33 protein-coding genes, 1 tRNA gene and 4 pseudogenes are annotated in these 20,876 nt (G+C 37.3%); 29 read left to right on the top strand and 9 right to left on the bottom strand.

What is annotated here, in order from left to right:
- Nucleotides 1-18: 18 nt before the first annotated feature.
- From mltG to VYM24_RS21635, 7 genes and pseudogenes are all read right to left on the bottom strand, one after another.
- Nucleotides 19-1,056, bottom strand: a complete 1,038-nt coding sequence (gene mltG / locus VYM24_RS21665; protein WP_330940930.1) for an endolytic transglycosylase MltG — start codon at nucleotides 1,054-1,056, stop codon at nucleotides 19-21.
- A 281-nt stretch (nucleotides 1,057-1,337) separates the two neighbouring features.
- Entirely contained in the window at nucleotides 1,338-1,508 is a 171-nt protein-coding gene (locus tag VYM24_RS21660) for a hypothetical protein (protein WP_330940929.1), read from the bottom strand.
- A gap of 4 nt (nucleotides 1,509-1,512) precedes the next feature.
- Entirely contained in the window at nucleotides 1,513-1,860 is a 348-nt protein-coding gene (locus VYM24_RS21655) for a hypothetical protein (RefSeq protein ID WP_330940928.1), read from the bottom strand.
- 507 nt (nucleotides 1,861-2,367) lie between these two features.
- Nucleotides 2,368-2,604: pseudogene (locus VYM24_RS21650) on the bottom strand (DNA translocase FtsK); the annotation flags it as partial.
- Between the two features lie 441 nt (nucleotides 2,605-3,045).
- Nucleotides 3,046-3,105 (bottom strand): annotated as a pseudogene (locus VYM24_RS25450) (DUF4236 domain-containing protein); the annotation flags it as partial.
- A gap of 64 nt (nucleotides 3,106-3,169) precedes the next feature.
- Nucleotides 3,170-3,913, bottom strand: a complete 744-nt coding sequence (locus VYM24_RS21640) for a S24 family peptidase (protein WP_330940927.1) — start codon at nucleotides 3,911-3,913, stop codon at nucleotides 3,170-3,172.
- 248 nt (nucleotides 3,914-4,161) lie between these two features.
- A complete protein-coding gene (locus tag VYM24_RS21635) occupies nucleotides 4,162-4,728 on the bottom strand; it encodes a hypothetical protein (protein ID WP_330940926.1) in 567 nt (188 codons plus the stop codon).
- Nucleotides 4,729-4,914: 186 nt separating this feature from the next.
- Between VYM24_RS21635 and VYM24_RS21630 the strand changes: the two genes are divergently transcribed.
- From VYM24_RS21630 to VYM24_RS21555, 16 genes and pseudogenes are all read left to right on the top strand, one after another.
- Nucleotides 4,915-5,247: an SH3 beta-barrel fold-containing protein gene (locus tag VYM24_RS21630; RefSeq protein ID WP_330940925.1), complete on the top strand. Its 333-nt coding sequence runs from the start codon at nucleotides 4,915-4,917 to the stop codon at nucleotides 5,245-5,247.
- A 1-nt stretch (nucleotide 5,248) separates the two neighbouring features.
- Nucleotides 5,249-5,458 carry a hypothetical protein gene (locus tag VYM24_RS21625; protein WP_330940924.1) on the top strand — a complete coding sequence of 70 codons (210 nt, stop codon included), beginning with the start codon at nucleotides 5,249-5,251 and terminating at the stop codon, nucleotides 5,456-5,458.
- A 499-nt stretch (nucleotides 5,459-5,957) separates the two neighbouring features.
- Nucleotides 5,958-6,155: a hypothetical protein gene (locus VYM24_RS21620; protein ID WP_330940923.1), complete on the top strand. Its 198-nt coding sequence runs from the start codon at nucleotides 5,958-5,960 to the stop codon at nucleotides 6,153-6,155.
- A gap of 262 nt (nucleotides 6,156-6,417) precedes the next feature.
- A tRNA-Val gene (locus VYM24_RS21615) sits at nucleotides 6,418-6,544 on the top strand.
- A gap of 27 nt (nucleotides 6,545-6,571) precedes the next feature.
- On the top strand, nucleotides 6,572-6,796 hold the full coding sequence (locus VYM24_RS21610) for a hypothetical protein (RefSeq protein ID WP_291602034.1): 225 nt from the start codon (nucleotides 6,572-6,574) through the stop codon (nucleotides 6,794-6,796).
- An 18-nt stretch (nucleotides 6,797-6,814) separates the two neighbouring features.
- On the top strand, nucleotides 6,815-7,177 hold the full coding sequence (locus VYM24_RS21605; protein ID WP_330940922.1) for a helix-turn-helix domain-containing protein: 363 nt from the start codon (nucleotides 6,815-6,817) through the stop codon (nucleotides 7,175-7,177).
- Nucleotides 7,174-7,401: a hypothetical protein gene (locus tag VYM24_RS21600; RefSeq protein WP_055167878.1), complete on the top strand. Its 228-nt coding sequence runs from the start codon at nucleotides 7,174-7,176 to the stop codon at nucleotides 7,399-7,401. The genes VYM24_RS21605 and VYM24_RS21600 overlap by 4 nt, the downstream gene beginning before the upstream one ends.
- A gap of 23 nt (nucleotides 7,402-7,424) precedes the next feature.
- Nucleotides 7,425-8,360 carry an ATP-binding protein gene (locus tag VYM24_RS21595; protein ID WP_330940920.1) on the top strand — a complete coding sequence of 312 codons (936 nt, stop codon included), beginning with the start codon at nucleotides 7,425-7,427 and terminating at the stop codon, nucleotides 8,358-8,360.
- On the top strand, nucleotides 8,347-9,174 hold the full coding sequence (locus VYM24_RS21590; RefSeq protein ID WP_330940919.1) for an HNH endonuclease: 828 nt from the start codon (nucleotides 8,347-8,349) through the stop codon (nucleotides 9,172-9,174). Before VYM24_RS21595 ends, VYM24_RS21590 begins: the two co-directional genes overlap by 14 nt.
- Entirely contained in the window at nucleotides 9,174-9,611 is a 438-nt protein-coding gene (locus tag VYM24_RS21585) for a DUF3127 domain-containing protein (protein ID WP_330940918.1), read from the top strand. The genes VYM24_RS21590 and VYM24_RS21585 overlap by 1 nt, the downstream gene beginning before the upstream one ends.
- A 143-nt stretch (nucleotides 9,612-9,754) precedes the next feature.
- A complete protein-coding gene (locus VYM24_RS21580; RefSeq protein WP_330940917.1) occupies nucleotides 9,755-10,192 on the top strand; it encodes a hypothetical protein in 438 nt (145 codons plus the stop codon).
- 11 nt (nucleotides 10,193-10,203) lie between these two features.
- A complete protein-coding gene (locus VYM24_RS21575; RefSeq protein ID WP_330940916.1) occupies nucleotides 10,204-10,389 on the top strand; it encodes a hypothetical protein in 186 nt (61 codons plus the stop codon).
- Between the two features lie 65 nt (nucleotides 10,390-10,454).
- Nucleotides 10,455-10,580 (top strand): annotated as a pseudogene (locus VYM24_RS25445) (RNA polymerase subunit sigma); the annotation flags it as partial.
- 968 nt (nucleotides 10,581-11,548) lie between these two features.
- Complete coding sequence (locus VYM24_RS21565) at nucleotides 11,549-11,794, top strand: hypothetical protein (protein ID WP_330940914.1); 246 nt, start codon at nucleotides 11,549-11,551, stop codon at nucleotides 11,792-11,794.
- 1 nt (nucleotide 11,795) lies between these two features.
- The gene (locus VYM24_RS21560) at nucleotides 11,796-12,275 is read left to right on the top strand and encodes a recombination protein NinG (RefSeq protein ID WP_330940913.1); all 480 of its coding nucleotides are present in this window, start codon (nucleotides 11,796-11,798) and stop codon (nucleotides 12,273-12,275) included.
- Nucleotides 12,272-12,400: pseudogene (locus VYM24_RS21555) on the top strand (DEAD/DEAH box helicase family protein); the annotation flags it as partial. The gene VYM24_RS21560 and the pseudogene VYM24_RS21555, both read left to right, overlap by 4 nt.
- Here VYM24_RS21555 and VYM24_RS21550 read toward each other — a convergent pair.
- Nucleotides 12,396-13,214 (bottom strand): hypothetical protein, encoded by an 819-nt coding sequence (locus tag VYM24_RS21550; protein WP_330940912.1) that lies wholly within the window; start codon nucleotides 13,212-13,214, stop codon nucleotides 12,396-12,398. The pseudogene VYM24_RS21555 and the gene VYM24_RS21550 sit on opposite strands and share 5 nt — an antisense overlap.
- A gap of 72 nt (nucleotides 13,215-13,286) precedes the next feature.
- Nucleotides 13,287-13,544 (bottom strand): helix-turn-helix domain-containing protein, encoded by a 258-nt coding sequence (locus VYM24_RS21545; protein WP_330940911.1) that lies wholly within the window; start codon nucleotides 13,542-13,544, stop codon nucleotides 13,287-13,289.
- Between the two features lie 180 nt (nucleotides 13,545-13,724).
- On the opposite strand from VYM24_RS21545, the gene VYM24_RS21540 reads away from it, so the two are divergent.
- The 13 genes from VYM24_RS21540 to VYM24_RS21480 all read left to right on the top strand — a co-directional run bounded on the left by VYM24_RS21540 (nucleotide 13,725) and on the right by VYM24_RS21480 (nucleotide 20,866).
- Nucleotides 13,725-14,054, top strand: a complete 330-nt coding sequence (locus tag VYM24_RS21540; protein ID WP_330940910.1) for an SH3 beta-barrel fold-containing protein — start codon at nucleotides 13,725-13,727, stop codon at nucleotides 14,052-14,054.
- A 2-nt stretch (nucleotides 14,055-14,056) separates the two neighbouring features.
- The gene (locus VYM24_RS21535; RefSeq protein WP_005837045.1) at nucleotides 14,057-14,512 is read left to right on the top strand and encodes a hypothetical protein; all 456 of its coding nucleotides are present in this window, start codon (nucleotides 14,057-14,059) and stop codon (nucleotides 14,510-14,512) included.
- Nucleotides 14,513-14,585: 73 nt separating this feature from the next.
- Complete coding sequence (locus tag VYM24_RS21530; protein ID WP_122299522.1) at nucleotides 14,586-15,191, top strand: NUMOD4 domain-containing protein; 606 nt, start codon at nucleotides 14,586-14,588, stop codon at nucleotides 15,189-15,191.
- Nucleotides 15,175-16,347: a DEAD/DEAH box helicase gene (locus VYM24_RS21525; RefSeq protein ID WP_330940909.1), complete on the top strand. Its 1,173-nt coding sequence runs from the start codon at nucleotides 15,175-15,177 to the stop codon at nucleotides 16,345-16,347. Before VYM24_RS21530 ends, VYM24_RS21525 begins: the two co-directional genes overlap by 17 nt.
- Nucleotides 16,348-16,370: 23 nt before the next feature.
- Nucleotides 16,371-17,117 (top strand): hypothetical protein, encoded by a 747-nt coding sequence (locus tag VYM24_RS21520; protein WP_330940908.1) that lies wholly within the window; start codon nucleotides 16,371-16,373, stop codon nucleotides 17,115-17,117.
- Nucleotides 17,107-18,465 carry a replicative DNA helicase gene (locus VYM24_RS21515; protein WP_330940907.1) on the top strand — a complete coding sequence of 453 codons (1,359 nt, stop codon included), beginning with the start codon at nucleotides 17,107-17,109 and terminating at the stop codon, nucleotides 18,463-18,465. Before VYM24_RS21520 ends, VYM24_RS21515 begins: the two co-directional genes overlap by 11 nt.
- A 2-nt stretch (nucleotides 18,466-18,467) precedes the next feature.
- Complete coding sequence (locus tag VYM24_RS21510) at nucleotides 18,468-18,695, top strand: hypothetical protein (protein WP_330940906.1); 228 nt, start codon at nucleotides 18,468-18,470, stop codon at nucleotides 18,693-18,695.
- The gene (locus VYM24_RS21505; protein ID WP_330940905.1) at nucleotides 18,688-19,086 is read left to right on the top strand and encodes a hypothetical protein; all 399 of its coding nucleotides are present in this window, start codon (nucleotides 18,688-18,690) and stop codon (nucleotides 19,084-19,086) included. Before VYM24_RS21510 ends, VYM24_RS21505 begins: the two co-directional genes overlap by 8 nt.
- Before the next feature lie 188 nt (nucleotides 19,087-19,274).
- Nucleotides 19,275-19,571, top strand: a complete 297-nt coding sequence (locus VYM24_RS21500; RefSeq protein ID WP_276806493.1) for a hypothetical protein — start codon at nucleotides 19,275-19,277, stop codon at nucleotides 19,569-19,571.
- Between the two features lie 19 nt (nucleotides 19,572-19,590).
- On the top strand, nucleotides 19,591-19,824 hold the full coding sequence (locus tag VYM24_RS21495; protein ID WP_330940904.1) for a hypothetical protein: 234 nt from the start codon (nucleotides 19,591-19,593) through the stop codon (nucleotides 19,822-19,824).
- Nucleotides 19,821-20,174 carry a DUF551 domain-containing protein gene (locus tag VYM24_RS21490; RefSeq protein WP_330940903.1) on the top strand — a complete coding sequence of 118 codons (354 nt, stop codon included), beginning with the start codon at nucleotides 19,821-19,823 and terminating at the stop codon, nucleotides 20,172-20,174. The genes VYM24_RS21495 and VYM24_RS21490 overlap by 4 nt, the downstream gene beginning before the upstream one ends.
- Before the next feature lie 46 nt (nucleotides 20,175-20,220).
- Nucleotides 20,221-20,433, top strand: coding sequence for a hypothetical protein (locus VYM24_RS21485; protein WP_330940902.1), 213 nt, complete (start codon nucleotides 20,221-20,223; stop codon nucleotides 20,431-20,433).
- Nucleotides 20,434-20,467: 34 nt separating this feature from the next.
- Nucleotides 20,468-20,866 carry a YopX family protein gene (locus VYM24_RS21480; RefSeq protein ID WP_330940901.1) on the top strand — a complete coding sequence of 133 codons (399 nt, stop codon included), beginning with the start codon at nucleotides 20,468-20,470 and terminating at the stop codon, nucleotides 20,864-20,866.
- Nucleotides 20,867-20,876: the final 10 nt, after the last annotated feature.

The following is a 20,876-nucleotide window of genomic DNA, read 5'->3' as shown; positions in this document are numbered from 1 at the left end:
TTTTATTTTATTACGATTTTACTTGAAAATCTTTCTTTCGTTTAAAGCATCCCAATATTTTCTAGCATTTTTCATATGATCAGTGTAATTGGAAGCAAAGTTATGGGTACCTGAAAGGTCCTCTTTGGCACACATATAAATATAATTGTGCTTTGCATAATTCAGCACAGCATCAATGCCGATGGTTGAAGGAATACGTATCGGTCCTGGTGGTAATCCGGTATTTAGATAAGTATTGTAGGGTGACTTTACATTCAGGTGCTCATTCGTAATTCTTCTTAGAGCGAAATCTTGAAGTGCGAATTTAATGGTGGGATCGGCCTGTAAGGGCATACCCTTATTTAAACGATTTATGTAGAGACCTGCAACCATGGGCTTTTCTTCATTGTTATTTGTTTCTTCTTCTACAATAGAGGCGAGTGTCGATACTTCTTCCGGTGTCATGCCTATGGTTGTGGCCTTGGCTAGTCGGTCCTGATTCCAAAATTTCTCATGTTCTTTCTTCATACGGTCAAAGAAATCCTGTACGCTCATATTCCAGTATACTTGATAAGTTTCGGGAATGAACAGGCTGGCCATTGTTTCCTTTGTATATCCCATTTTCTTTTGAAATAGCGAGTCGTTCATTATTACTGCAATTTCAGTAGAATCAATCATAAGTTGTTTGCCTACGCTGCGAGCAAGTCTATCTAAAGTACGTACATTGCTAATGGTCAGATTCATAGGCTCTTGATATCCTCTATATAAACGACTAAAGACGTGGTAAACACTCTCTCCTGGGCGGATGGCATAGCGTCCTGTGTGGATGTTTGAATTGTAGTCACGCCATTTAGCCATCCAGAGAAAGCCTGAAAAACTTTTCGGATGTCCCTGTTTTTTTACTTTGTTATATATGGAATCCGGCGTATCGTCTTTATCGATATAAATATAAGCTGTTTTGGAGGGATGAAACTGTGGATAGAATAAATAATAATAGAATGTTCCGGCACAAGCTGCACCAATAAGGAACAGGGCTATCAATCCTCCTATGAGAATTCCTTTTGTCTTCTTTTTCATCGGTTTTTACAGTTTTCTTTAGTCAGGCAAAGGTAAGAAGAATCTATGAAATAAAAAAAGAGATGCATAAGCATCTCCTTTCCTTTGAGCCGCTAGCCAGACTTGAACTGGCGACCTACGCGTTACGAAGTCTCTAATAGATTCCTACGTATATTGCTGATATTCATGTAAGTTCCTATAATTGTCTGAATTCTTTAAAACACAATCTGCTATACAATTGCCAGTTTGGCAGCAGAATTGAACTGTTAATAATCGGTTTTAGGTCATCGGTTTTTATCCCCTTATTGATTTCGGGGATCGTATTCCGCTTCCTTTCTTCTTTTTGCATCCTCATCTTTGAGGTACTTGTTTCTCATCTCTTTGATGTCGTTTGTCATTCCCCATACTTTGAAGAAGAGGATGATTTGCAGTACTCCGAATATTAGGAGTACGATAGTTAAAAAGTCAATCATATAGCTACTTCTTAATGTATACGATTTCTCCCAAATACAATTTTCCATTAGTTATTTGGTAATCGAAAGTTTTTGTACCCTCACCTTCATACGTGCCCGTAAACGTGTGTTCTGTTACGCTCCATGTTAGTCTACGTTTTCCAAATTCATCTATCACACCATCATCTGTAGCCCAAAAATAGCCTGAATGGTCTGCCTTGAGTTCAAGATTAAATACTTCTACTGTTGATTCTGTGTCTTCTACCCAAGCCCCAACAAGTCGGCTTTCATAATCGTTGTTATCATCGTCTGACGAACACGCTGTTAACAGCATCATTGGCAGCATTGCCATTAAAAATAAAATCTTCTTCATTATCTTACATATTTAATTTGTTCTTTAATTCGTTGTTGATTTGGATTTTTCTAATAGCCGTTTAGCTTTTTCTAATCTTGTAACATACTCCATTACATCATATTGGACGAAAGCCCATTTCCCGTCTTCATATCTAATGTTTTCATTAGTTTCAAGAGCCTGCATCACTTGATTGTATAACGATGAATTATCTTCGATTATCCTTCCGGCTCTGCGCTCATTTTCTTTCATAAATACACTTATGGCAAGTTTGAGAACACGAATTTCGTTTTCATAATCTTTCTTTTTTCTGTAAAGAATCATAAGTCTATTATACGGATGTGTGGCTGGAAGTTTTGGTATGATAGCTTTTTCATATACAGATATAGCTTCATTGATCATGCCTTCTTTTTCTAAATTTATACCCAATTTGATTAATCTTGTACTTTCGTTGAGATCTTCTTCTCGGTATAATTCTTCTTCTGCATCTTTTTCTTTTTGAAAAAGGCTGTCAAACTGCGATTCGCTTAAATGATTTAATTTATATTCAAGCTCATTTTCATCTTGGCATAAAATTTCTCTTGCTTTACTACCGTATGATGCGCTCACAATTCCGGCACATTCAAGTTGGTCCATAATACGCCCTGCTCGATTATAACCTATAGCAAATTTACGTTGAATTAATGAAGTGGAACCTTGTTGATGGATCACAACCAGACGGGCAGCATCTTCAAATAGCGGATCAAGTCTGATCATATCAACATTATTTGCAGAGAGGCGTTCTGTTTTTTCTTCCTCTTCTTCCTTTATAAATTCCTCTTCTTTTTTTGTATCTACTTTTTCTTCTGTATGTATAATTATCCTATTTATAGGCGTTTCCGTAATTTTGGTTTCATTATCGTTATCAATCTCATTATTTCTTTGAACTGTTTTCTTTTTCTCAACCGACGATAAATGTAAAGCAAATCCTATTATTATAAGAAATATAGATAGAGAGAAATGTACGCCACAGATAGGCAATATGACTGCAAGCGCATAGCATATAAACGAGAAAAGACATCCAGTATAATTTTTAATTTCATATCCAGAATCTGCATTATTTGATTGCGTTCTATGATTAGACATATTGTTGCCACTAACTTTTGTTCTTGAGTAGATACCAGTGCCGGGTATTCCTGTAGTGACATATGTGCCTCGCTTTCCAAAATTTACTTTTGCTCCTCGTGGACCGACCGACCAACTTGTACCGGATTTACTAATATTCATGTGTACTCCGGGAAGAATCTTTATCCTTTTCCTAAAATATACTCCCATAGTATTTAGATTTTATTTACAATAATATATCACTTACAATATGCTGTTTAACTATCCACAAGCTACGCACTTGAGTTATTTCTATGTCGAAGTCGTCATATTCAGATTCATTTAGAGAATGAGCAATCCAAAACTTTCGTGATAACTCCTGGTCTTTATATCGGCGTAGTATTTTGATATGTCCGTGATAATCCCCAGTAAATTTATCTTGTACAACTATTCCGAATACATTGCCAAATGGGATTTGAGTGGCTGCATCCACACTGAAACCATATTTCTTAAGAGCTACCCAACATCCGGAAGGATATGCAGGAGACATGGAGTTTCCCGCTATCTGTGCAATTGCTTCGCAATCCTTGCAGTCTGGCAGATACCAGTACCGTTTTATACTTTCTATTCCATTGATAAGTTTTATTTGTCCAGCGGCAAATTTGAAATCAACTTCAGGGAGTAGTTTTATTCCCTTTTCCAAAGCCAACTTTAACTCACTTTCGTTGTCTATAATTTGGGCTGATGATGAGCTTTCGGTAGAAGTTAACATATCTCCATTTCCGCCAACTAACCATCCTTTGTCTACATTGGGGAAAGTGGATATAATCTTATCTATGACAGCATCTCCTATCCCGTCTTTACGGCCGAACCAGTTTGATACTGTATTAGGTTTTTCTCCAACTGCGTTTGCAAATTTTTTGTTGCTTCCTCTTTCGTTTCCGAAATAATAGGATTTAATTTTGAATATTCTATCTCCAATGCTATTCATATTCACAAATATTGTGTGTATTTGTGTCGAAATCAAGTTGCGGATGATTTCGACTAAATTGTTTAACTATTCCCATTAAGGGACTATATAGGCGACTTAACTTCAAACCGCAACTTTGGAGTTGGTCGCTTTACTATTTGCTATGGAAAAGAAAGTTCCTGAAGGTTTCTCTACAGAATTTTTGGACAGTGATGAGGGTGAGAATTTATATTCTCAAATTCAATCTTCATTTACGAATTGTCATTTTTCTACCTCACATTCACCAAAGCTATCCTATTTAATAATTCAAGGTATCCTTCTATTTTATCGGTATGTTTCACACCGGATAAAAGTTTGAGTATTTCGTTTTTCCCGCTTTTTGTAATAGTTATGGATTTGGGATTTACAATACATTCAAGTAATCCTTTTACTACGGCATTGCATGTGATTATATCCGAAAATTGCGAAGTGTGAAATAAACACGCAACTCCATGATATAAAAACCTATATTCTAATCCTAATGGGTCTTTCTCTAACAGTAAGTAATGGTATATCATCCAATTAGTGTTTTCAGAAACAGCCATGTTTTTTTGTACCATGAATGATGCTCCAGTTGATATTTCATCAATCTTATCTCTTGTGCTTTTTATGTCAATTATCGTATATATGTTCCATCCTATCAAGGTTGTTACAAGCAATGATAGAACCCCAACCAATACGCCTTGATAGTCAAAGCCCAACTCTGCCTTGTGAGGGTATGCAACACAGATTGATACGATGCTTATTACTACTGCAATGCCACTCAATCCTAAAGCCCAATTCTCTTTCTTCTTCATATCATATTATAATAAGGTATAAGTTATTCTAATGGTTAAATAATGTTTATATACACGTTATTTGTGAATGATATATTGTATGTTCACAAATATTGTGTATATTCGCGTCATCAAACATTCAATGATACAAAGAAACGAAGAAAGTTTGAGTAACGCAATAGTATAAACATATTAAATCACACGGTTATGAGCACGAATTTTAGAAATCAAATGAAAGAGGTGATGTCACTTGCATGGTCTTTCGTGAAGAGAAACGGTTTTTCAATGAGTGAAGCACTGAAAGTTGCTTGGGCAAACTTAAAGCTGAAAGCTCAAATGAAAAGTAAGATTGTGAAGTTCTACTTTCAAAAAGTAGATGGTTCTGTACGTGAAGCCTATGGTACACTGAATGAAAGGCTGATGCCAACTATTACAGGTACTGATAAAAGAGCGAAGAATGACACTGTTCAAACTTACTATGATACCGAACGCCAAGAGTTCAGATGCTACAAAAAAGCTAACCTTTTAAAGATTGCATGATATGAGACAGTATAGGGTATGTGACAGCATAGATGCTTATGAGTTTGAAAAGTCTTTAGATAAGGCTTGTACTGAGCTTGATAGAGTAGACGGTATGTCAGAGGCAGAAGCTTGCACATACTGTAATACTGATACCAAAGAAGAAGCCTTGCAGAGTATTCAAGAAGAGATTGATTACATAGAGTTTCAACTTGACAGAATAGCGGTATGATAGAAATGATGATAACATTGGCAAGCCTGTACGCTGGCTATAGACTGTTCAGAAAGTCAGGTGATAAATTTTTCTATGAGGATTGATTGCACGATTATGCAACGCACGACAGTCCGTGTAGACGTAGAGAATATTCTACATGGGCACTATTGATTAGTTCTTTGACATTGTGGAACACTGCTATATCTTCTTCTTCACCCACGATATAGCTGAAATAATGCAAGATATAAAGGGCTTGTATGTCAGCATGTGACATTGATACATGACAGTTAGCTTTTGACTGGAATAAAAGATGAGTTAACTTACGACTCAGCAAATGTAAGGGCGCTACTTTGGGCGCGAAAACAATGGATAAGTAAAACCACAGCAAAACCGTCCATTAAGCAGTAAGCATACGGGTTGGGCGTCCGTACTGGTATTGATATAAAAGCCCGTCAGTTCTCGATTACTGGTACAACTGTCTAAAAGGTTGGCGGGCACAAACTAATACTTATTGTTTATGAAAGAAATCGAGTACATGAAATTCTTGGAAGATACGGTGAAAGAACTTTCACGTGAATTGAAAGCTACTACTGATTGTTTGGCGGCTTTGTCTATAAGACGTACAAGAGAAATGGATAGTTTAATGCTGCGTATTGATGATGCAGTTCACCAAAGTAAATGCACACTTGCTAAAGTAAAGGAGAAGTTGCTGTGAAAGTGATTATGTTTTCTTTTTCAGTGATCTTATTATTATGTATGACAGTGATACTATGTAATGCTGTCATCAAGGATAGTCCCATGTATGTGTCCGGTGTCATACTGACATCTATAATGTTTGTCTTATCTATTATACTCACTGTTTTGACATTTTCGGAGTTGAAAGAGGATTATTGACATAACTGTTTTTGTCGTGTTTTATTTTGTGTTTGTGTTGTACTGGTGTGCGGTCTGTGAAGATAGTGCACCTTTATTATTGGGGATAAGTGGCGGAATTGGTAGACGCACTCAATACCAGAGCGAGTTCAGTGAAAATCTGTATGCAAGTAATGTTGGACGCATCATGAAAGCAGACATCTCATCCCGGTTCGAGCCCGGGCTTGTCCACGAATTATTAATTTAAAATTAAATCTTATGGCAAAAGAATCAGAAGAAAGAAAAAAAGTCAAAGAGAAGCTGATAAAGAAAAATGATAAGCTACCTTTCTCTTTATCTCTTTATGTGAAAGTGTCCCGTATGGTTCAAGATTTGAATCGTTTGGCGAGAGCCAATCGGCTTGTAGAACCGGACGATGTACTTTATTCTATCCAACAAGAAGGAGCTCCTAAAGGAAAGTTTTATGTAGTAAGGAATTACTAATCATTAACTCACACGATTATGGATAGAGTATTTACAGAGCTCACACCCGAATGCGAGATTACAGCACGAATGTACGCACAAGGGTATGAGAAGAAAGAAATTGCAAATCTTAAATGCAGGGCTGTTTCAACGGTAAACAACCAATTGCAGAAGGCATTTGATGTTTTGCAGGTGAGGAATGGTCGGGAATTGGCAACCATGCTTTATGAACGGATAGCTGGTGTGAAATTCACAATGGATTTTTCACCTATCATTCGTACATCCGTTGCTTGTGGCTTATTATGTGTCTTTTCTTTGTCGCTTTACCACGAACAGAGCGATATGAGAAGGGCACGAAGAACAAGAGTTGAAACTATTGAAAGAGTAAGGAGGTTAGAATGAATGCAGAAGCAAAATTAAACACTCTCTATCGAATAGGTAGCAGAGTGTCTCTCAATAAAGAGCAAGCAAAAGAGTTTGTAGGCGGTCGTTATAGACTTGAAAAGCTGATAGCAGAAAAGAAAATACGGGCAGAAAAGACCGGAACCACGAAAATGTCTCCTTATGCAATCAATGCTTGTGATGTACTTCTCTATGCTATTGATTCTAAAGAACAAAGAATATAATTAACCCTTAAAATTTTACGATTATGAGTCTTATTAAAAAAAGTAATGAATTGGTAATCCCTACCACTGTAAAAATGATGATTTACGGCCAAGCTGGTATGGGAAAGAGTACGGTAGCATTGAGTGCTCCGAAACCTTTGTTATTGGACTTTGATAACGGTGTCAAGCGTATGAATATGGCGCATCTTGAAAATATAGATACTGTGCAGGTCACTTCTTGGAGTGATGTTCAACAGGTTTTGCAAGAAGACTTGTTCGCTTATCAAACTATTGTGGTAGACACTATCGGTAAGATGATGGATTTTATCATTACTTATAAATGTGGTAGCCGGCAGCCATCTATCAGGGATTGGAGTGGTATCAATGCTGAATTTTCTTGGATGACAAGAACACTTTCGAGCTTAAATAAGCATATTATTTTTGTCGCGCACCGTGACACAAGAAAAGAAGGTGATGATACGGTGTTCATTCCTGCTTTACGTGAGAAATCTTATAATTCCATTGTTACTGAACTGGATTTGCTCGGCTATCTTGAAATGAAAAGCGAAAGAGGCGTGCAAAGACGTACTATAACTTTTGACCCGACTTCAAGGAATGACGGTAAGAATACCTGCAATCTTCCTTCAGTAATGGAGGTTCCTACCATCCTTGACAAAAACGGTAATCCAACCGCAAAGAACGACTTTATCACTGCCAAGATAATCAATTCATATTTGGGTATGCTTGCAGCCAAGAAAGAGGCACAGGAAAAGTATGATAAGGTGATAGAGGAAATCAAAGAAAGTATCGAGTTTATAACTGATGCCAAGTCCGCTAATGAGTTCGCCTCTCATATTAATGAGTTTGAACACGTTGGTAGTTCTTTGATGATGGCTCGCAGTCTATTCGCTGCCAAAGTAAAATCTTTAGGGCTTACATACGATAAGGACGCTAAAACTTACAGTGATGCAGCAGCCTAAATATCGCTTTTATGCAACTATTCTTGACGCTTTTTGGAATTACCTCAATAGCGATATTATTTACAATCGCTATTGGGGCTTTTCAGAAAATCCGCCTCACACAGAAGAAGAGTTTCACGAACAACAGTTTCACGAACTGATAGACCGTATCAACCGTAAACCTTTCGACAGTGAAGCGGCAGACAAAGGAACGGCACTGAATGAAATCATTGATTGCATGATAGAGAAAAGAAAATCTGAAATCATGCAAATTGAACGTGTCCATAAAGTAGAGCGATTTGGTGCATGTGATGAAATGGGAAAACCTCTTTATTATGATGAAGAAGAAACGAAGGAAGTTATTGCACTGAAAGCTACCTATCACGAAAGAGAGTTTACTTTCCCTATTTCTCTTTGTCGGGAATTAACAGACTATTACAAAGGAGGTTTGACACAACAGAGAGTAGAAGCTATCCTGCCAACTGCCTACGGTAATGTTCTTGTTTATGGATTGATAGACTACCTTATGCCTACAACGGTGAATGATTTGAAAACAACCGGCAGTTATACTGTAGGAAAGTTTAAAGACCACCACCAGCACCTTGTCTATCCGTTCGCTCTTATGCAGAACGGTTCGGATGTACGGACATTTGAGTATAACATCGTAGAGTTCAACAAGGGCGGTTATGTGGTAGATACCTATACTGAAACATACGTTTTCAACCCAGAACGTGATATACCTATTCTCACCAATCATTGTGAGGAGTTTATCTGGTTCTTGGAGGAAAACAGAGAATTAATCACCGATAAGAAAATTTTTGGAGGAGAAAATTAATGGCAAATCAACTTACAGGAAAGATTCTCTATATCTATCCCACGCAACAGATACCATCTAAAGACGGTAACAAGACTATCGTCAAGAGAGGTATTGTAATAGACTGTACACGCTTTGACCCATACACGGGCGAGCGTGGTTTTGAAAACACTCCCATGCTGGAGTTCATCGGTGACAGATGCGCAGAGCTTGACAAATACCAAGCCGGGCAGATAGTCACCATCTCATTTGACGTGCAAGGCACGCGATACCGTAACAAGGATGGTGTAGAGCAGATATTTACCCGTGTGCAGCCTTATCGGATTGAGCTAAGACAAGCATCGCAGCAATCCGCACCAGTTCAACAACCGGCACCGCAGCCGACTTATCAGCAACCGCAGAACTTTCCGCCTCCTGTTGATGCGAATGGTAATGCAAAGGACGATTTGCCTTTTTAGCGTATGATGATAAATATATGTGCTCTATTAGTAATGGTAATATCATTGCTAATAGACTTTAAAGCAAAAAGAGAAGATAAGTACATTATATCTTCCATATATATGATAGTCGCTTGGTTGATGCTAATATATAATAAGTTACCATGATATACGACTTGAAGAATGAATACCAAGTACCCAAGTTCAAGGAGTATGTAAATAAGTTGTTCAAAGAACGTGCGGTAGTAGAAGTAAAAAAGAAGTTACCTAACCGCACGCTCGCTCAGAACTCTTATTTACATCTCCTTTTAGGGTATTTTGGAAGTGAATACGGTTGCAGCCTCGATGAAGCAAAAATTGACTTCTATAAGAGGACTTGCAACCGTGATTTGTTTGAACGCAAGACGGTCAACAAGAAAGGCAATGAAGTAACCTATTTGCGCAGTTCTGCCGAACTGACAACAGGTGAAATGACTCTAAGTATTGACCGCTTCCGTAATTGGAGTGCATCAGTGGCAGGAATTTATTTGCCGGCTGCAAATGAACATCAAATGCTGATATACGCCCAGCAGGAGATACAAAGAAATCAAGAATTTATTTAAAATAGAATTTTATGAAAAAGAGAAAATTTCCCAATGATGTAGCGAGATTTTTCAATCCAGAAAAATCTTTTAATCCCAATAATAGTGGTATTCACCAGAAAGAGAAAGGCTCTGTACGGAGTTCAATTCCTCTGTATAATGCAGGTGGAACAGCGAGAAAATTTATAGATGGTTTAGGTAACGTAACTTATAAATAGCTATGGTGGAAACAAGAAAAACAGAAATCAGGTATGTGACATCTGACCCGAAGAAGATGCTCAACATGTACCTTGCAAAACGTGTCCTCAAAACATGGGAGGAATCTTTCATTGATGAAGATACTGGTGAAACAGTAACCATCGAACGGAATGAAATTCTTTTCGACCGTGGCACGCTGATAGACCAAGACACTTTGGCGAAAATTCGTTTTAGTATGGAAGCGGACGGTATCAAGGAAGTGGAAGTCAGCAACCAGAATCGTTTGGCGTTCGAGAATGAGAACAAGTTCTTATATCCCTATCTTGCACAAGCACAAATAAGTGACAAGAAGTATAAGTTCTTACTGTATGCCACTGGGCTAGAGAATGCTTGCCTTATCTTGAAAGACTACATCGAACTCAATTACCAGTTCGGATTCACCCTGACAATGATAAAGGAGTTCGATTCCTGCGTGATTCTTACTGACAACTTGAAAGAACGCAAGGTAGATGACGCTTCGCTTGCCTATCTCAAAAATGAAATCACTATGGCAGAATACGTTGATAAGATGGACGATGAGACGGAAGATAGCGACGAAGAATCTAAACCGAATGAAAAGAAATTCTACCAGATTGAGACGAAAATCACATTCACGGATGGGGAGAATGAAGACGAAAGGGTTCAGACTTTTGTCGTGAACACCTTCAACGTTGACAGAGCGATGATGCTTATTACCCACTATCTCAAAAACAAAGAGGAAGAATGTGAGAAACAAGCCAAAGAAAAGGGACATGAGTTCAAAAAGAGAGAAATTCACACGGCTATTGAATCAGCCAAACCTATTCCGGTCGGGCGGTTTATTCCGAAAGAGTTTTCAATGGCTTATATGGAATAACTTTGTTAACCTGCCTGCTCGGTCTGTAAAGATGGGGCAGGCAAACATGGGGATGCGCAGTGGAGTGCTTTTGACTTTCGAAAGGTGCACATGGTAGAAAGTACGGTACGTGAGATATAAGGAGTAATTAACCTTAGAAGTAGCGCAAAAGGATATAGTCCTTAATTGGGTGTTCGAATCGCCCCATCTCCACATAAATGTGAGCCACACATAAATGGCAAGGGTTAGTGAATAATGGTTGCGCCCCGAAGAATGCGCTTCGGGGCTTTTAATTGGGAAAGATTATGAGAATAGACAAAATTAAGACAGTAGGTCAGCTTAGAAAGGTTATTGAGAATCTTTCCGATGACTACGAAATCGAGATGCGTGTCAGACGCAAATTGACGGATGAAGACATAATTAAGTTGCATAAAAAGTACGGTAAGATATATCCTTATCCATACGAAACAAGTTATTCAGAACTTGAATTTGATGATGTAGGTGTGTCTGACAAAGTATTATGCTTGGGAGTTGAACTAAAAGACGAATGATATGCCGTACTACATAAAACAAACTAAGGCTAAGAAGAAAGACAAGCCTTTACCTCTGTTTGATAAAGCGGGGGTAACAGTGAAAAAGAAGCCGGATTTGAAAGCTAAACTCGACAAGGAGTTTTCCCTTTTCATCCGGCTTCGTGATTGTATGCCAAACGGTTTCTTCCGATGTATATCATGTGGACAGATAAAACCGTTCGGGCAAGCCGACTGTGGTCACTATTTCAGCCGCACACATCTGGCGACACGGTTTGATGAAAACAACTGCCATGCTGAATGCCGACACTGCAACAGATTTAAAGCCGACCATTTGGAAGGCTATCGGGTGAATCTAATTGCTAAAATCGGTCAACAGAAGTTTGATTTGCTGAAAGTGAAAGTTGCCAGTACTTCTAAAATATCTGATTTTGAGTATAAACAGCTAATCAAGTATTACAAGGCAGTTAATAAGAAATTACGAAAGGAGAAAGGGCTATGAGTTATGTATTACGAGATTACCAACAGAAAGCCTCTGATGCTGCCGTTTCTTTCTTCAATAACAAGGCGAAGAAAACAAATGCCATTATGGTGTTACCTACGGGATCGGGAAAGCAAAAAGCTATTCTTTTTTATTTTCATCTTTATTTTGATAATTAAACAAATCGGCAAATGAGTTCTTTATTTCATTCATTTCCTTTGAAGATTGTTTGGCTTGATATATTTGATAGATTGAAAAAATAAATGTTACGAATAAAGCAAATATAGATATATAGAAACTGATATCTGATTTGTTTAAATAAGCATTTACTAATTGATTTTTATTAGCTAGTTCATCTACAATTTTATTAATATCAGGCTGTATTTTTACATAACTAGAATCAAGTTTTGTTTTGATATTATTAAAACTATAGATTTGAGTACTTTCTAGTTTATCAAAAGGGTTTATAGTCTCATATTCAATAAGAATCATATTCAATTTGTCAATGAATGCAGAGTCCTTACTATTATTTTTGTATGTATCTACAAGTATATCATTTAAAATAAAAGAAAGACTTGTTTCGTTAGAGTAAAATTCTTTAGGTGATGTGAGTAGTTTACTTTCAAGAGTTCTGGAATTATATATGTGCTTTATGTTGTTTATATTTCCATTATTACGAATTACTTCTGTAATTGATGTTGCTATTTCTTTTTTATTAACAACTTTGTCTTTATTGATAACCGATATAATGGAAACAAAACTAGATAGAAGTGCTAAAGTTAAAGTTATATTGACAACCCAGGAAAAATTATTTCGTTTAGATGGACTTTTTTTATTGATTAAAAAGTTTTTTGCTTCTAAAATATCAGTGAATACCTTTCTTTCGTTTTCAGAAACTCTAACAACATATTCTTTTTCACCTTTTTCATTAATACGCTCTTTTATTTGGGGGCTATACATAAACATAGTAATAGATTTTAATGATATATTTTATGTGTTTTGGATTGGGGGCGTTGTGAAACGCTCTCTTTCTTATTCTTTGATTTTGAGTTCAAGCGGTGTACCACATTTAGGGCAAACTAAAGAACCTCCATTGCTTTGAACTTCTTCGGGTGATGCGAAAAGCTGCCAAATAGGTACATTTAAAGCTATAGAAATTTTTTCTAACGTTGGGTATGATGGCGATACTATCATACGAGAAAGACTTTCACGTGCTATACCTAACTTATCGGCAAGACTGGTTATCGTATAACCCTTTTCTTTGATGACTTCTTTTATTCTATGTTTCATAATCGTGTATTTAGTTTGTGCAAAAATACCCTTTTATAATAATGTGTGATATATATATGTCACTAATAAATGTTAATCGTGATAAAAATAATCACAAAATGTTTTGTGGCGTGATATAAATACCTTACGTTTGTGCCAGCATAGTAAACGAAGTAGTATAAACACATAAAATAAAGTAGTATGAGCACAACATTTAAAAGTCAGATGAAAGAGGTGATGCAAATGGCATGGTCTTTCGTAAAGAAGAACGGTTATTCAATGAGTGAAGCGTTAAAATGCGCATGGGCTAATTTTAAGCTGAAAGCAGCTTTGAAAGTGAAGATAGTAGAGTTTTACTTCAAAAAGACTGACGGCACGTTACGTCAAGCCTTTGGCACTCTCAAAGAGAATCTTATCGGTGAGATAAAGGGTACTGGCAGAAAGCCGAATGACAATCTGCAAGTGTACTGGGACACTGAAAAAGAAGAGTATAGATGTTTCAAAAAGTGTAACCTTATAAAGATAGCTTGATTATGAGAAAAGACCCCTATGGCAACTATATAACCTGCTTAACAGGTAAGCAGTTCTGCCAATTAAGAAGTATATCTGAAAAGGTGCAACCATATCTACCATTTACAGAAGTGGCATTTCTTGAGCTGATAAAAATAGCTTCTGCAATAATATTTAATAAAGGGTTTAACAACTCTCATTTATCGGTACGAAACGGATTGGTGCGTTTTAAAAACAAGTTCTACATGAATGGCTTAAAGATAAATACACATTGTTTGACAGATGAACAATACAAATATTTATGGCAATTTGATACGCCACGTATGGACGCTTTCATGACAAAGTATAAACCAATAGAACGTGATGTTTTTGTAATGACATTCAGAGCTTGTAAACGCTATATGATTACAGGCATGACTAAAGAATCAGAAGATACGCTAATTGAAAGGCTTATTTCAATATCAAATCTTATGAGATAACACGATTATCAAAAGGCAGCCTTCGCACGACTTTAAAGGCTGCCTTTATTATTCACTCTTAAATGAAATAATTATGGATGAAATTTGGAAAGACATTGAAGGGTATGAAGGATTGTACCAAGTATCGAATTTAGGTAGGGTAAAGTCTTTAGAAAGATACAGAAAAGGTAAACGTGGGGCATTAACATTTTGCAGAGAAAGAATACTGATAGATAGAGTTGGCAAAAATGGGTATTCTCAAATCTGCCTTTGTAAAAACAACATAAAGAAACTACTTCTTGTACACCGTTTGGTTGCAAAAGCTCACGTGCCAAATGACAGTAGTTTGCCTTGTGTTGACCATATAAATGGTATTCGCACCGATAACAAAGCAATTAACTTGCGATGGTGTACAACAAAAGAAAACTTGAATTTTGATTTAGCGCGTAAAAACATATCGCAATCAAATAGGGCAAGCGAAAAATGTAAAAAACATATAAAGTCATTACATAAGTCTTGTTGTAAAGAAATAGTAATAGTGTTTTCTGATGGCTCTATAAAAGAGTACAAATCGGCAAAGGCTGCCGAAAAAGATGGGTTTAATCATTCGCTTATAGCCGCTTGTTGTAGAGGCAAGCAAAAAACAACACGTGGTTGTAAGTGCTATTATAAAACTGATTATTATGGCAATAATACTTAGGGATTATCAAAAGGCTGCCTCTGATAAAGCGGTAGCCTTTTTCAAAGACAAGAATAAGAAAAGTAACGGTGTTATGGTACTGCCAACAGGGGCGGGTAAATCAATAGTAATTGCGGATATAGCACACAGACTAAATGACTATGTGCTTATTTTTTGTCCATCACGTGAAATACTCGAACAGAATTTCAAGAAACTCTGTTCATACGGTATTCTTGATTGCAGCATCTATTCTGCTTCTTTCAACTCAAAGGAGATAAACCGGATAACATTCGCAACAATCGGATCGGTAAAGAGCCATCCCGAACTGTTCATCCACTTCAAGAACATCATTGTTGATGAATGCCACCTTGTAAACCCCAAAGAGGGAATGTACAAAGATTTTTTTGATGCGGTGAAGTGTAAGGTTCTTGGATTAACAGCAACGCCATACCGTTTAAGCTCCAGCCGTGATTTCGGCTCCATGCTGAAATTCATTACAAGAACCAAGCCTCATGTCTTTTCAGAGGTCATTTACCATGTACAAGTATCAACTTTGCTTGATATGGGTTATTTGGCGAAGTTGAACTATTATCCTATGAATCCTTCAGGGTGGAACGAACTCAATTTGAAGGTAAATACCACCGGTGCTGACTACACGGATAAATCAGTCCAAAGGGAATATGAACGAATAGACTTTTACGGTTATCTCGTTCATATCGTCCAAAGGCTGATGAATCCCAAAGCAGGTGGTAAACGGAAAGGTATTTTAGTCTTTACTCGGTTCTTAAAAGAAGCTGAACGACTAACGATGTCAATACCTGGTTGTGCTATTGTATCCGGTGATACTCCAAAAGCCACTCGCGAAATGATTCTCCAACATTTCAAAACCGGTGAAATTCCGGTCGTTGCCAATGTCGGAGTATTAACTACTGGATTTGATTACCCGGAACTTGATACTGTTGTGATGGCACGTCCTACGATGTCACTCGCCATGTGGTATCAGATAGTCGGTCGAGCTATCCGTCCGCATCCTTCAAAGGAAGCAGGATGGATCGTTGACCTCTGCGGGAACATAAAGCGTTTCGGGGAAGTGTCGGACTTACGATTGTTTGATAGTGGCAATGGTAAATGGGCCGTTTTCTCCAAAGGTAAGCAATTAACTAACATAAGATTTTAATATGGTATTAAAGAGGAATAAGCATGGCACGAATAAGAACAATTAAACCGGAATTCTGGGAAGATGAGAAGATTGGTAAATTACCAATCCCGTGCCGCCTCTTCTTTATTGGTTGTTGGAACTTTGCCGATGATTTCGGAGTTATCAAAGGTAATGCTGCATTACTCAAATCTCAAATATTTCCTTACGATGAAAACTTACGAGTATCTGAAATAAAAAAGTGGATAGATTCCTTAGTGGATGCCCGGATGTTAGTACCTATTATTCATGCAGAAGAAAGCTACTACTTTATCCGCACATTCCGTAGTCATCAAGTCCTTGATAAGAGATACGATAAGTCTTATATCGGTAAGGGTATAGTAAAAGAGTTGATTAGTAAGGCTTTAAATGATAACGATGTGAACACTACGTCAACACCACGTGATAACGATGTGAACACTACGGAGGAAAAGGAAGAGGAAAAGGAAGATAAGAAAGAATCTCCTAACGGAGATAAGAAAGAAGCTGTGGCTTCTTCACCCGCTTTTTCAAATCCTGATTTTCTAAAATTCAATGATTGGTTGAAACGTAAAGCCCCTTTTTGTAGTAACCCTAAAAATTTCTCTTCTCAAATTACAGAAGCTGAGTTTCTAAAACTCAAAGAGAAATATACTGGTAAGCAGATAGCGGACATCATTGAACAGATAGAGAATCGAAAGGATTTACGTAAACGATATACTAACCTTTACAGGACGGTATTAAACTGGGCAAAAAAGGAATATGGAAGTTAACATTCAACTACGCGATGAAGATGCCGAGAGAATAGTTCTAGGCACTATTCTTCTTCAACGCAATGCGTTTGAAGAAGTGAGAGAGTTACTATCGGAAGAATCTTTCTACAATCCTTTCCATCAGGAGATATACAAGGCTATTCTTCAAGTGGTGTCATCTGGGAACAGGCCTGATATGATAACGGTCAAAGGAAAGCTTGTTGCCAATGGTGTGAAGTTTGAACTGGTGGAGTATATGAAAATTACTTCTAACAGTACTTTTGACTTGTATCAGTATGCAGCAAGACTTCATGACTTGACCATCAGGCGTAAGTTCTATGGAATAGGGCAATATCTTATCTCAAACTCTTATTCAGAATCAGAAGATATTCTTGATGTGACTAATTCTGTGAGTGATGAGCTTGCGTCTCTCTTCAAGTCAAGTAGCACCACAGTATCAACCATTAATGATGGGCTAGAGAATGTTTACAGCATGATAAATGAGAATCTTTCAGGAGCTAAAGATATCACTGGTACTCCAACTGGTTTTGAAAAAATAGATTCCAAATCAGGAGGATTACAAAAATCTGACTTGATAATCATTGCCGGTGAGACTTCGCAGGGCAAGACTTCTTTAGCTGTTTCTATCATGAGGAATGCAACAGATTTTGGTGCCAAGATTGCCATGTATTCTATGGAAATGAAGAAAGAGCAGATAACAGCTCGCATTCTTTCTATGGAGAGTGGTGTTCCTGCCAATCAGATCATGTACTCACGCTTGACAGATTCGCAGCTACAGGCGGTTGACAAAGGTATTGGCAAGGTGTCAGGCAAGGGTATCTACTTTGATGACCGAAGTACTTCCAATATTGACACTATCATTTCGTCCATTCGCTATATGAAGTTGAAATATGGCATTGATGGTGCTATAGTTGACTACTTGCAGATTCTCAATGTGAATATGAAGGGAGCAAATAAGGAACAGCAAATGGGTGATGTGGCAAGGCGGTTGAAGAACCTCGCCAAGGAACTTGATATTTGGATTATAGCCCTCTCACAATTGAATAGAGACACCATGAATCCGGTTCCTACATTGGCCCGGCTCCGTGACAGTGGACAAATAGCAGAAGCTGCCGATGTAGTTATTCTTATCTATCGTCCTGAAGTAACTAAGAAATCTTATCCAAGCGATTTCTCAAATGTGGAAACGAAAGGAACAGCAATGATTGATATTGCCAAAGGTCGAAATATTGGATTGCTACGGTTCATCTGTGGGTTCAATGCCGCTACGACTTGTTTTTATAATCTTGACTCCGTTCCATTATCAGGAAGCAGTGTTGCTGATGTGGAGGACGATAATCCATTTTAAACATGAGAGTTACCATTTATTGGGAAATAAGACATCTTGATCCCAAAGACATCCCCAGAATCAAAAAGAGAATTAGGGATAAGTTTAATATCCCAGACTATACTACCGTGAATGGCGAGACTCCCTGTGACATCAAAGATGAAGATATGGAACTTCTCAGAGAAACTGAACGCAGGGGATATATACAAATAAGAAATAAATATAAAGGAAGGAGGCAAAATAATGAGTAAACAGGTATTATCAATAGAGCAGATGAATCATTTGCAAAAACTTGGATTAGATACAAGTAATGCATCATTTGTGAAAATTGAATATGATGAACATGACGGAGAAAATAGGCATCTTATTTCAATATTAGTTGAGGAAAATCATTATCTGAACGATGATAGTATAAAGGATTCTGTCAACGTCTATACATTACAGGACATTTTAGACAAGCTGCCCCCTTCCATAAATTGGAACCCGTTAATCATCGTGGGCAATTCTGTTATGTATAGCGCAGGTTACGGCGAAGGTTACGATCATCCAATGAAGATTTTTAAGGAAAAATCGTTATTAGAATCAGCCTATAATATGCTTTGTTGGCTATACGAAAACGATTATCTGCCATTTAAAAACTAATTCAAATAATAAAAAATGAAGAAAAGAATAAGAAATAAAATGATGAAAAATCCTGAAAGGTATAAATTGCATCAGTATTTGAAATATGCTCACCAATGGGCAAGCACAGTTAGTTATAAGTGCCGTTTATATCTGATATTAGAGGATGGTAAAATAGTAAGAACTGATTAACTAATGATAAATAAGTTATGAACGGAGAACAAATAATACCGCCAATTACTGACCCATTGGGAAAGAGTTGGCAACAACCTCACAGAAGGTTTATTGAATTGGACGATACTCATGCTCTTATGAGCGAGCAGACTTTTAAAGGCCTTCCTGAATATAGCATGTCTAATCCATCAGGGGTATATGAGGGTAAAATGTGGAGGTCATATAGCCTACTTACCGAAAAATGGTACTTAAAATGGTATCAACTTGTGGAACAACCTTCTTATCACAAAGGATGCTGCATACATTCAAGACAAATACTTGTAGTTGAATAACCCTCAAATCAATAAAGTTATGAGTAAGATATTGAAGCAAGGTGAGATATATAACTATCCCAAAGGTACCAAGGTTAGAATCAAAGATAATGTACAATGCCATCAACAATACCATGATGGCGGTACTCTTATCTTTCAAGATAGGAAAGATGTAGACAAGGGTGAATATCGCATAGGCATTCAAGTAGAATTAGGAGTTTGTTTTGATATTCACCCAGATGATTATGAATTGATTAAAACTAAAAAGTTATGAAACAGACAGTAGAAGAAGCTGCAAGGGAATATGCAAATGAAAATTGCTGGATACCAGAAGAACTTCATGATTCAGAGATTCCCGATTATATAGAACATTTTGCCAAGCACTTTATGGCTGGTGCAGAATGGCAGGCTAAGCAATCTTCTTGGATAAGTGTAAAGGAACGGTTGCCAGAGGAGAGCGAATTTGTGCTTTGTCGAATGGTATCAAATGAAGCTATTGTTAGTGGATATATATTTGTTTCACCTGACGGGTTGCCATGTGTAGCAACTCTACCTAACTTTGAATTTGACGACTATGGTGGGTATGTGTGTGATATGTGGATGCCAATACCGAAGTTTAACTAATAACCGAATAGAAATGAGTGATTTTAATTTGAAAGAACGTGCACGAATGATAACAAGTTCCCTTTATTGGGGAGGTGCAAAAACATCTGAAGAATTAAGAAAATTGGATTGGTTAAAAACCACATCCGATTATGGAATATCAATGTATCTAAGGGAAGCTGAACGGTACGGATGGATTAAACATAAATGTGATGGTGATAAACCTGTCATTTACTCTGTAACCGCCAAAGGTCGGAAAGTAGCGAATGAAGGATATTGATAATTAGCATAAAACAATAATAGAAAGGAATATTATGAGAGCAATAAAATTTAGAGGTAAACGTGTGAACGGGGGTGAATGGGTTAAAAGCATGACCATTTCTCATGGTTCTATTAAACGAAAGATGTATGAACTATTTTTTGAAATCAGTCCTGATAAGTGGGTTGGTGTTATACCTGAAACTGTAGGTCAATTCATCGGTTTACTTGACAAGAATGGTAAAGAGATTTACGAAGGTGACATCATTCAGGATGGAAGTAACTCCGTTGGAGTAATTATGTGGTTTTCCACAGGTTGGGGAATTGCATCTTATTCCCACGGGTTTGATGGGCTAAAAAGCTATACAGCAATTGATAACTTTTATTCGGATGAAGTAAAAGAGTGGAGTGTTATAGGCAACGCGTTTGAAAACTCTGCATTAATAAACGGATAACAAATAAAAT

Source organism: Bacteroides sp. MSB163, assembly GCF_036416795.1.
Taxonomy (GTDB): domain Bacteria; phylum Bacteroidota; class Bacteroidia; order Bacteroidales; family Bacteroidaceae; genus Bacteroides; species Bacteroides maternus.
Note: the sequence above shows the minus strand (reverse complement) of the source record. Positions and strands in the feature narration are given on the sequence as shown.

Excerpts from the sequence above, each read along its gene's own strand:
- mltG (WP_330940930.1), bottom strand. The coding sequence starts at position 1,056 with ATGAAAAAGAAGACAAAAGGAATTCTCATAGGAGGATTGATAGCCCTG.
- VYM24_RS21660 (WP_330940929.1), bottom strand. The coding sequence starts at position 1,508 with ATGATTGACTTTTTAACTATCGTACTCCTAATATTCGGAGTACTGCAA.
- VYM24_RS21655 (WP_330940928.1), bottom strand. The coding sequence starts at position 1,860 with ATGAAGAAGATTTTATTTTTAATGGCAATGCTGCCAATGATGCTGTTA.
- VYM24_RS21640 (WP_330940927.1), bottom strand. The coding sequence starts at position 3,913 with ATGAATAGCATTGGAGATAGAATATTCAAAATTAAATCCTATTATTTC.
- VYM24_RS21635 (WP_330940926.1), bottom strand. The coding sequence starts at position 4,728 with ATGAAGAAGAAAGAGAATTGGGCTTTAGGATTGAGTGGCATTGCAGTA.
- VYM24_RS21630 (WP_330940925.1), top strand. The coding sequence starts at position 4,915 with ATGAGCACGAATTTTAGAAATCAAATGAAAGAGGTGATGTCACTTGCA.
- VYM24_RS21625 (WP_330940924.1), top strand. The coding sequence starts at position 5,249 with ATGAGACAGTATAGGGTATGTGACAGCATAGATGCTTATGAGTTTGAA.
- VYM24_RS21620 (WP_330940923.1), top strand. The coding sequence starts at position 5,958 with ATGAAAGAAATCGAGTACATGAAATTCTTGGAAGATACGGTGAAAGAA.
- VYM24_RS21610 (WP_291602034.1), top strand. The coding sequence starts at position 6,572 with ATGGCAAAAGAATCAGAAGAAAGAAAAAAAGTCAAAGAGAAGCTGATA.
- VYM24_RS21605 (WP_330940922.1), top strand. The coding sequence starts at position 6,815 with ATGGATAGAGTATTTACAGAGCTCACACCCGAATGCGAGATTACAGCA.
- VYM24_RS21600 (WP_055167878.1), top strand. The coding sequence starts at position 7,174 with ATGAATGCAGAAGCAAAATTAAACACTCTCTATCGAATAGGTAGCAGA.
- VYM24_RS21595 (WP_330940920.1), top strand. The coding sequence starts at position 7,425 with ATGAGTCTTATTAAAAAAAGTAATGAATTGGTAATCCCTACCACTGTA.
- VYM24_RS21590 (WP_330940919.1), top strand. The coding sequence starts at position 8,347 with ATGCAGCAGCCTAAATATCGCTTTTATGCAACTATTCTTGACGCTTTT.
- VYM24_RS21585 (WP_330940918.1), top strand. The coding sequence starts at position 9,174 with ATGGCAAATCAACTTACAGGAAAGATTCTCTATATCTATCCCACGCAA.
- VYM24_RS21580 (WP_330940917.1), top strand. The coding sequence starts at position 9,755 with ATGATATACGACTTGAAGAATGAATACCAAGTACCCAAGTTCAAGGAG.
- VYM24_RS21575 (WP_330940916.1), top strand. The coding sequence starts at position 10,204 with ATGAAAAAGAGAAAATTTCCCAATGATGTAGCGAGATTTTTCAATCCA.
- VYM24_RS21565 (WP_330940914.1), top strand. The coding sequence starts at position 11,549 with ATGAGAATAGACAAAATTAAGACAGTAGGTCAGCTTAGAAAGGTTATT.
- VYM24_RS21560 (WP_330940913.1), top strand. The coding sequence starts at position 11,796 with ATGCCGTACTACATAAAACAAACTAAGGCTAAGAAGAAAGACAAGCCT.
- VYM24_RS21550 (WP_330940912.1), bottom strand. The coding sequence starts at position 13,214 with ATGTATAGCCCCCAAATAAAAGAGCGTATTAATGAAAAAGGTGAAAAA.
- VYM24_RS21545 (WP_330940911.1), bottom strand. The coding sequence starts at position 13,544 with ATGAAACATAGAATAAAAGAAGTCATCAAAGAAAAGGGTTATACGATA.
- VYM24_RS21540 (WP_330940910.1), top strand. The coding sequence starts at position 13,725 with ATGAGCACAACATTTAAAAGTCAGATGAAAGAGGTGATGCAAATGGCA.
- VYM24_RS21535 (WP_005837045.1), top strand. The coding sequence starts at position 14,057 with ATGAGAAAAGACCCCTATGGCAACTATATAACCTGCTTAACAGGTAAG.
- VYM24_RS21530 (WP_122299522.1), top strand. The coding sequence starts at position 14,586 with ATGGATGAAATTTGGAAAGACATTGAAGGGTATGAAGGATTGTACCAA.
- VYM24_RS21525 (WP_330940909.1), top strand. The coding sequence starts at position 15,175 with ATGGCAATAATACTTAGGGATTATCAAAAGGCTGCCTCTGATAAAGCG.
- VYM24_RS21520 (WP_330940908.1), top strand. The coding sequence starts at position 16,371 with ATGGCACGAATAAGAACAATTAAACCGGAATTCTGGGAAGATGAGAAG.
- VYM24_RS21515 (WP_330940907.1), top strand. The coding sequence starts at position 17,107 with ATGGAAGTTAACATTCAACTACGCGATGAAGATGCCGAGAGAATAGTT.
- VYM24_RS21510 (WP_330940906.1), top strand. The coding sequence starts at position 18,468 with ATGAGAGTTACCATTTATTGGGAAATAAGACATCTTGATCCCAAAGAC.
- VYM24_RS21505 (WP_330940905.1), top strand. The coding sequence starts at position 18,688 with ATGAGTAAACAGGTATTATCAATAGAGCAGATGAATCATTTGCAAAAA.
- VYM24_RS21500 (WP_276806493.1), top strand. The coding sequence starts at position 19,275 with ATGAACGGAGAACAAATAATACCGCCAATTACTGACCCATTGGGAAAG.
- VYM24_RS21495 (WP_330940904.1), top strand. The coding sequence starts at position 19,591 with ATGAGTAAGATATTGAAGCAAGGTGAGATATATAACTATCCCAAAGGT.
- VYM24_RS21490 (WP_330940903.1), top strand. The coding sequence starts at position 19,821 with ATGAAACAGACAGTAGAAGAAGCTGCAAGGGAATATGCAAATGAAAAT.
- VYM24_RS21485 (WP_330940902.1), top strand. The coding sequence starts at position 20,221 with ATGATAACAAGTTCCCTTTATTGGGGAGGTGCAAAAACATCTGAAGAA.
- VYM24_RS21480 (WP_330940901.1), top strand. The coding sequence starts at position 20,468 with ATGAGAGCAATAAAATTTAGAGGTAAACGTGTGAACGGGGGTGAATGG.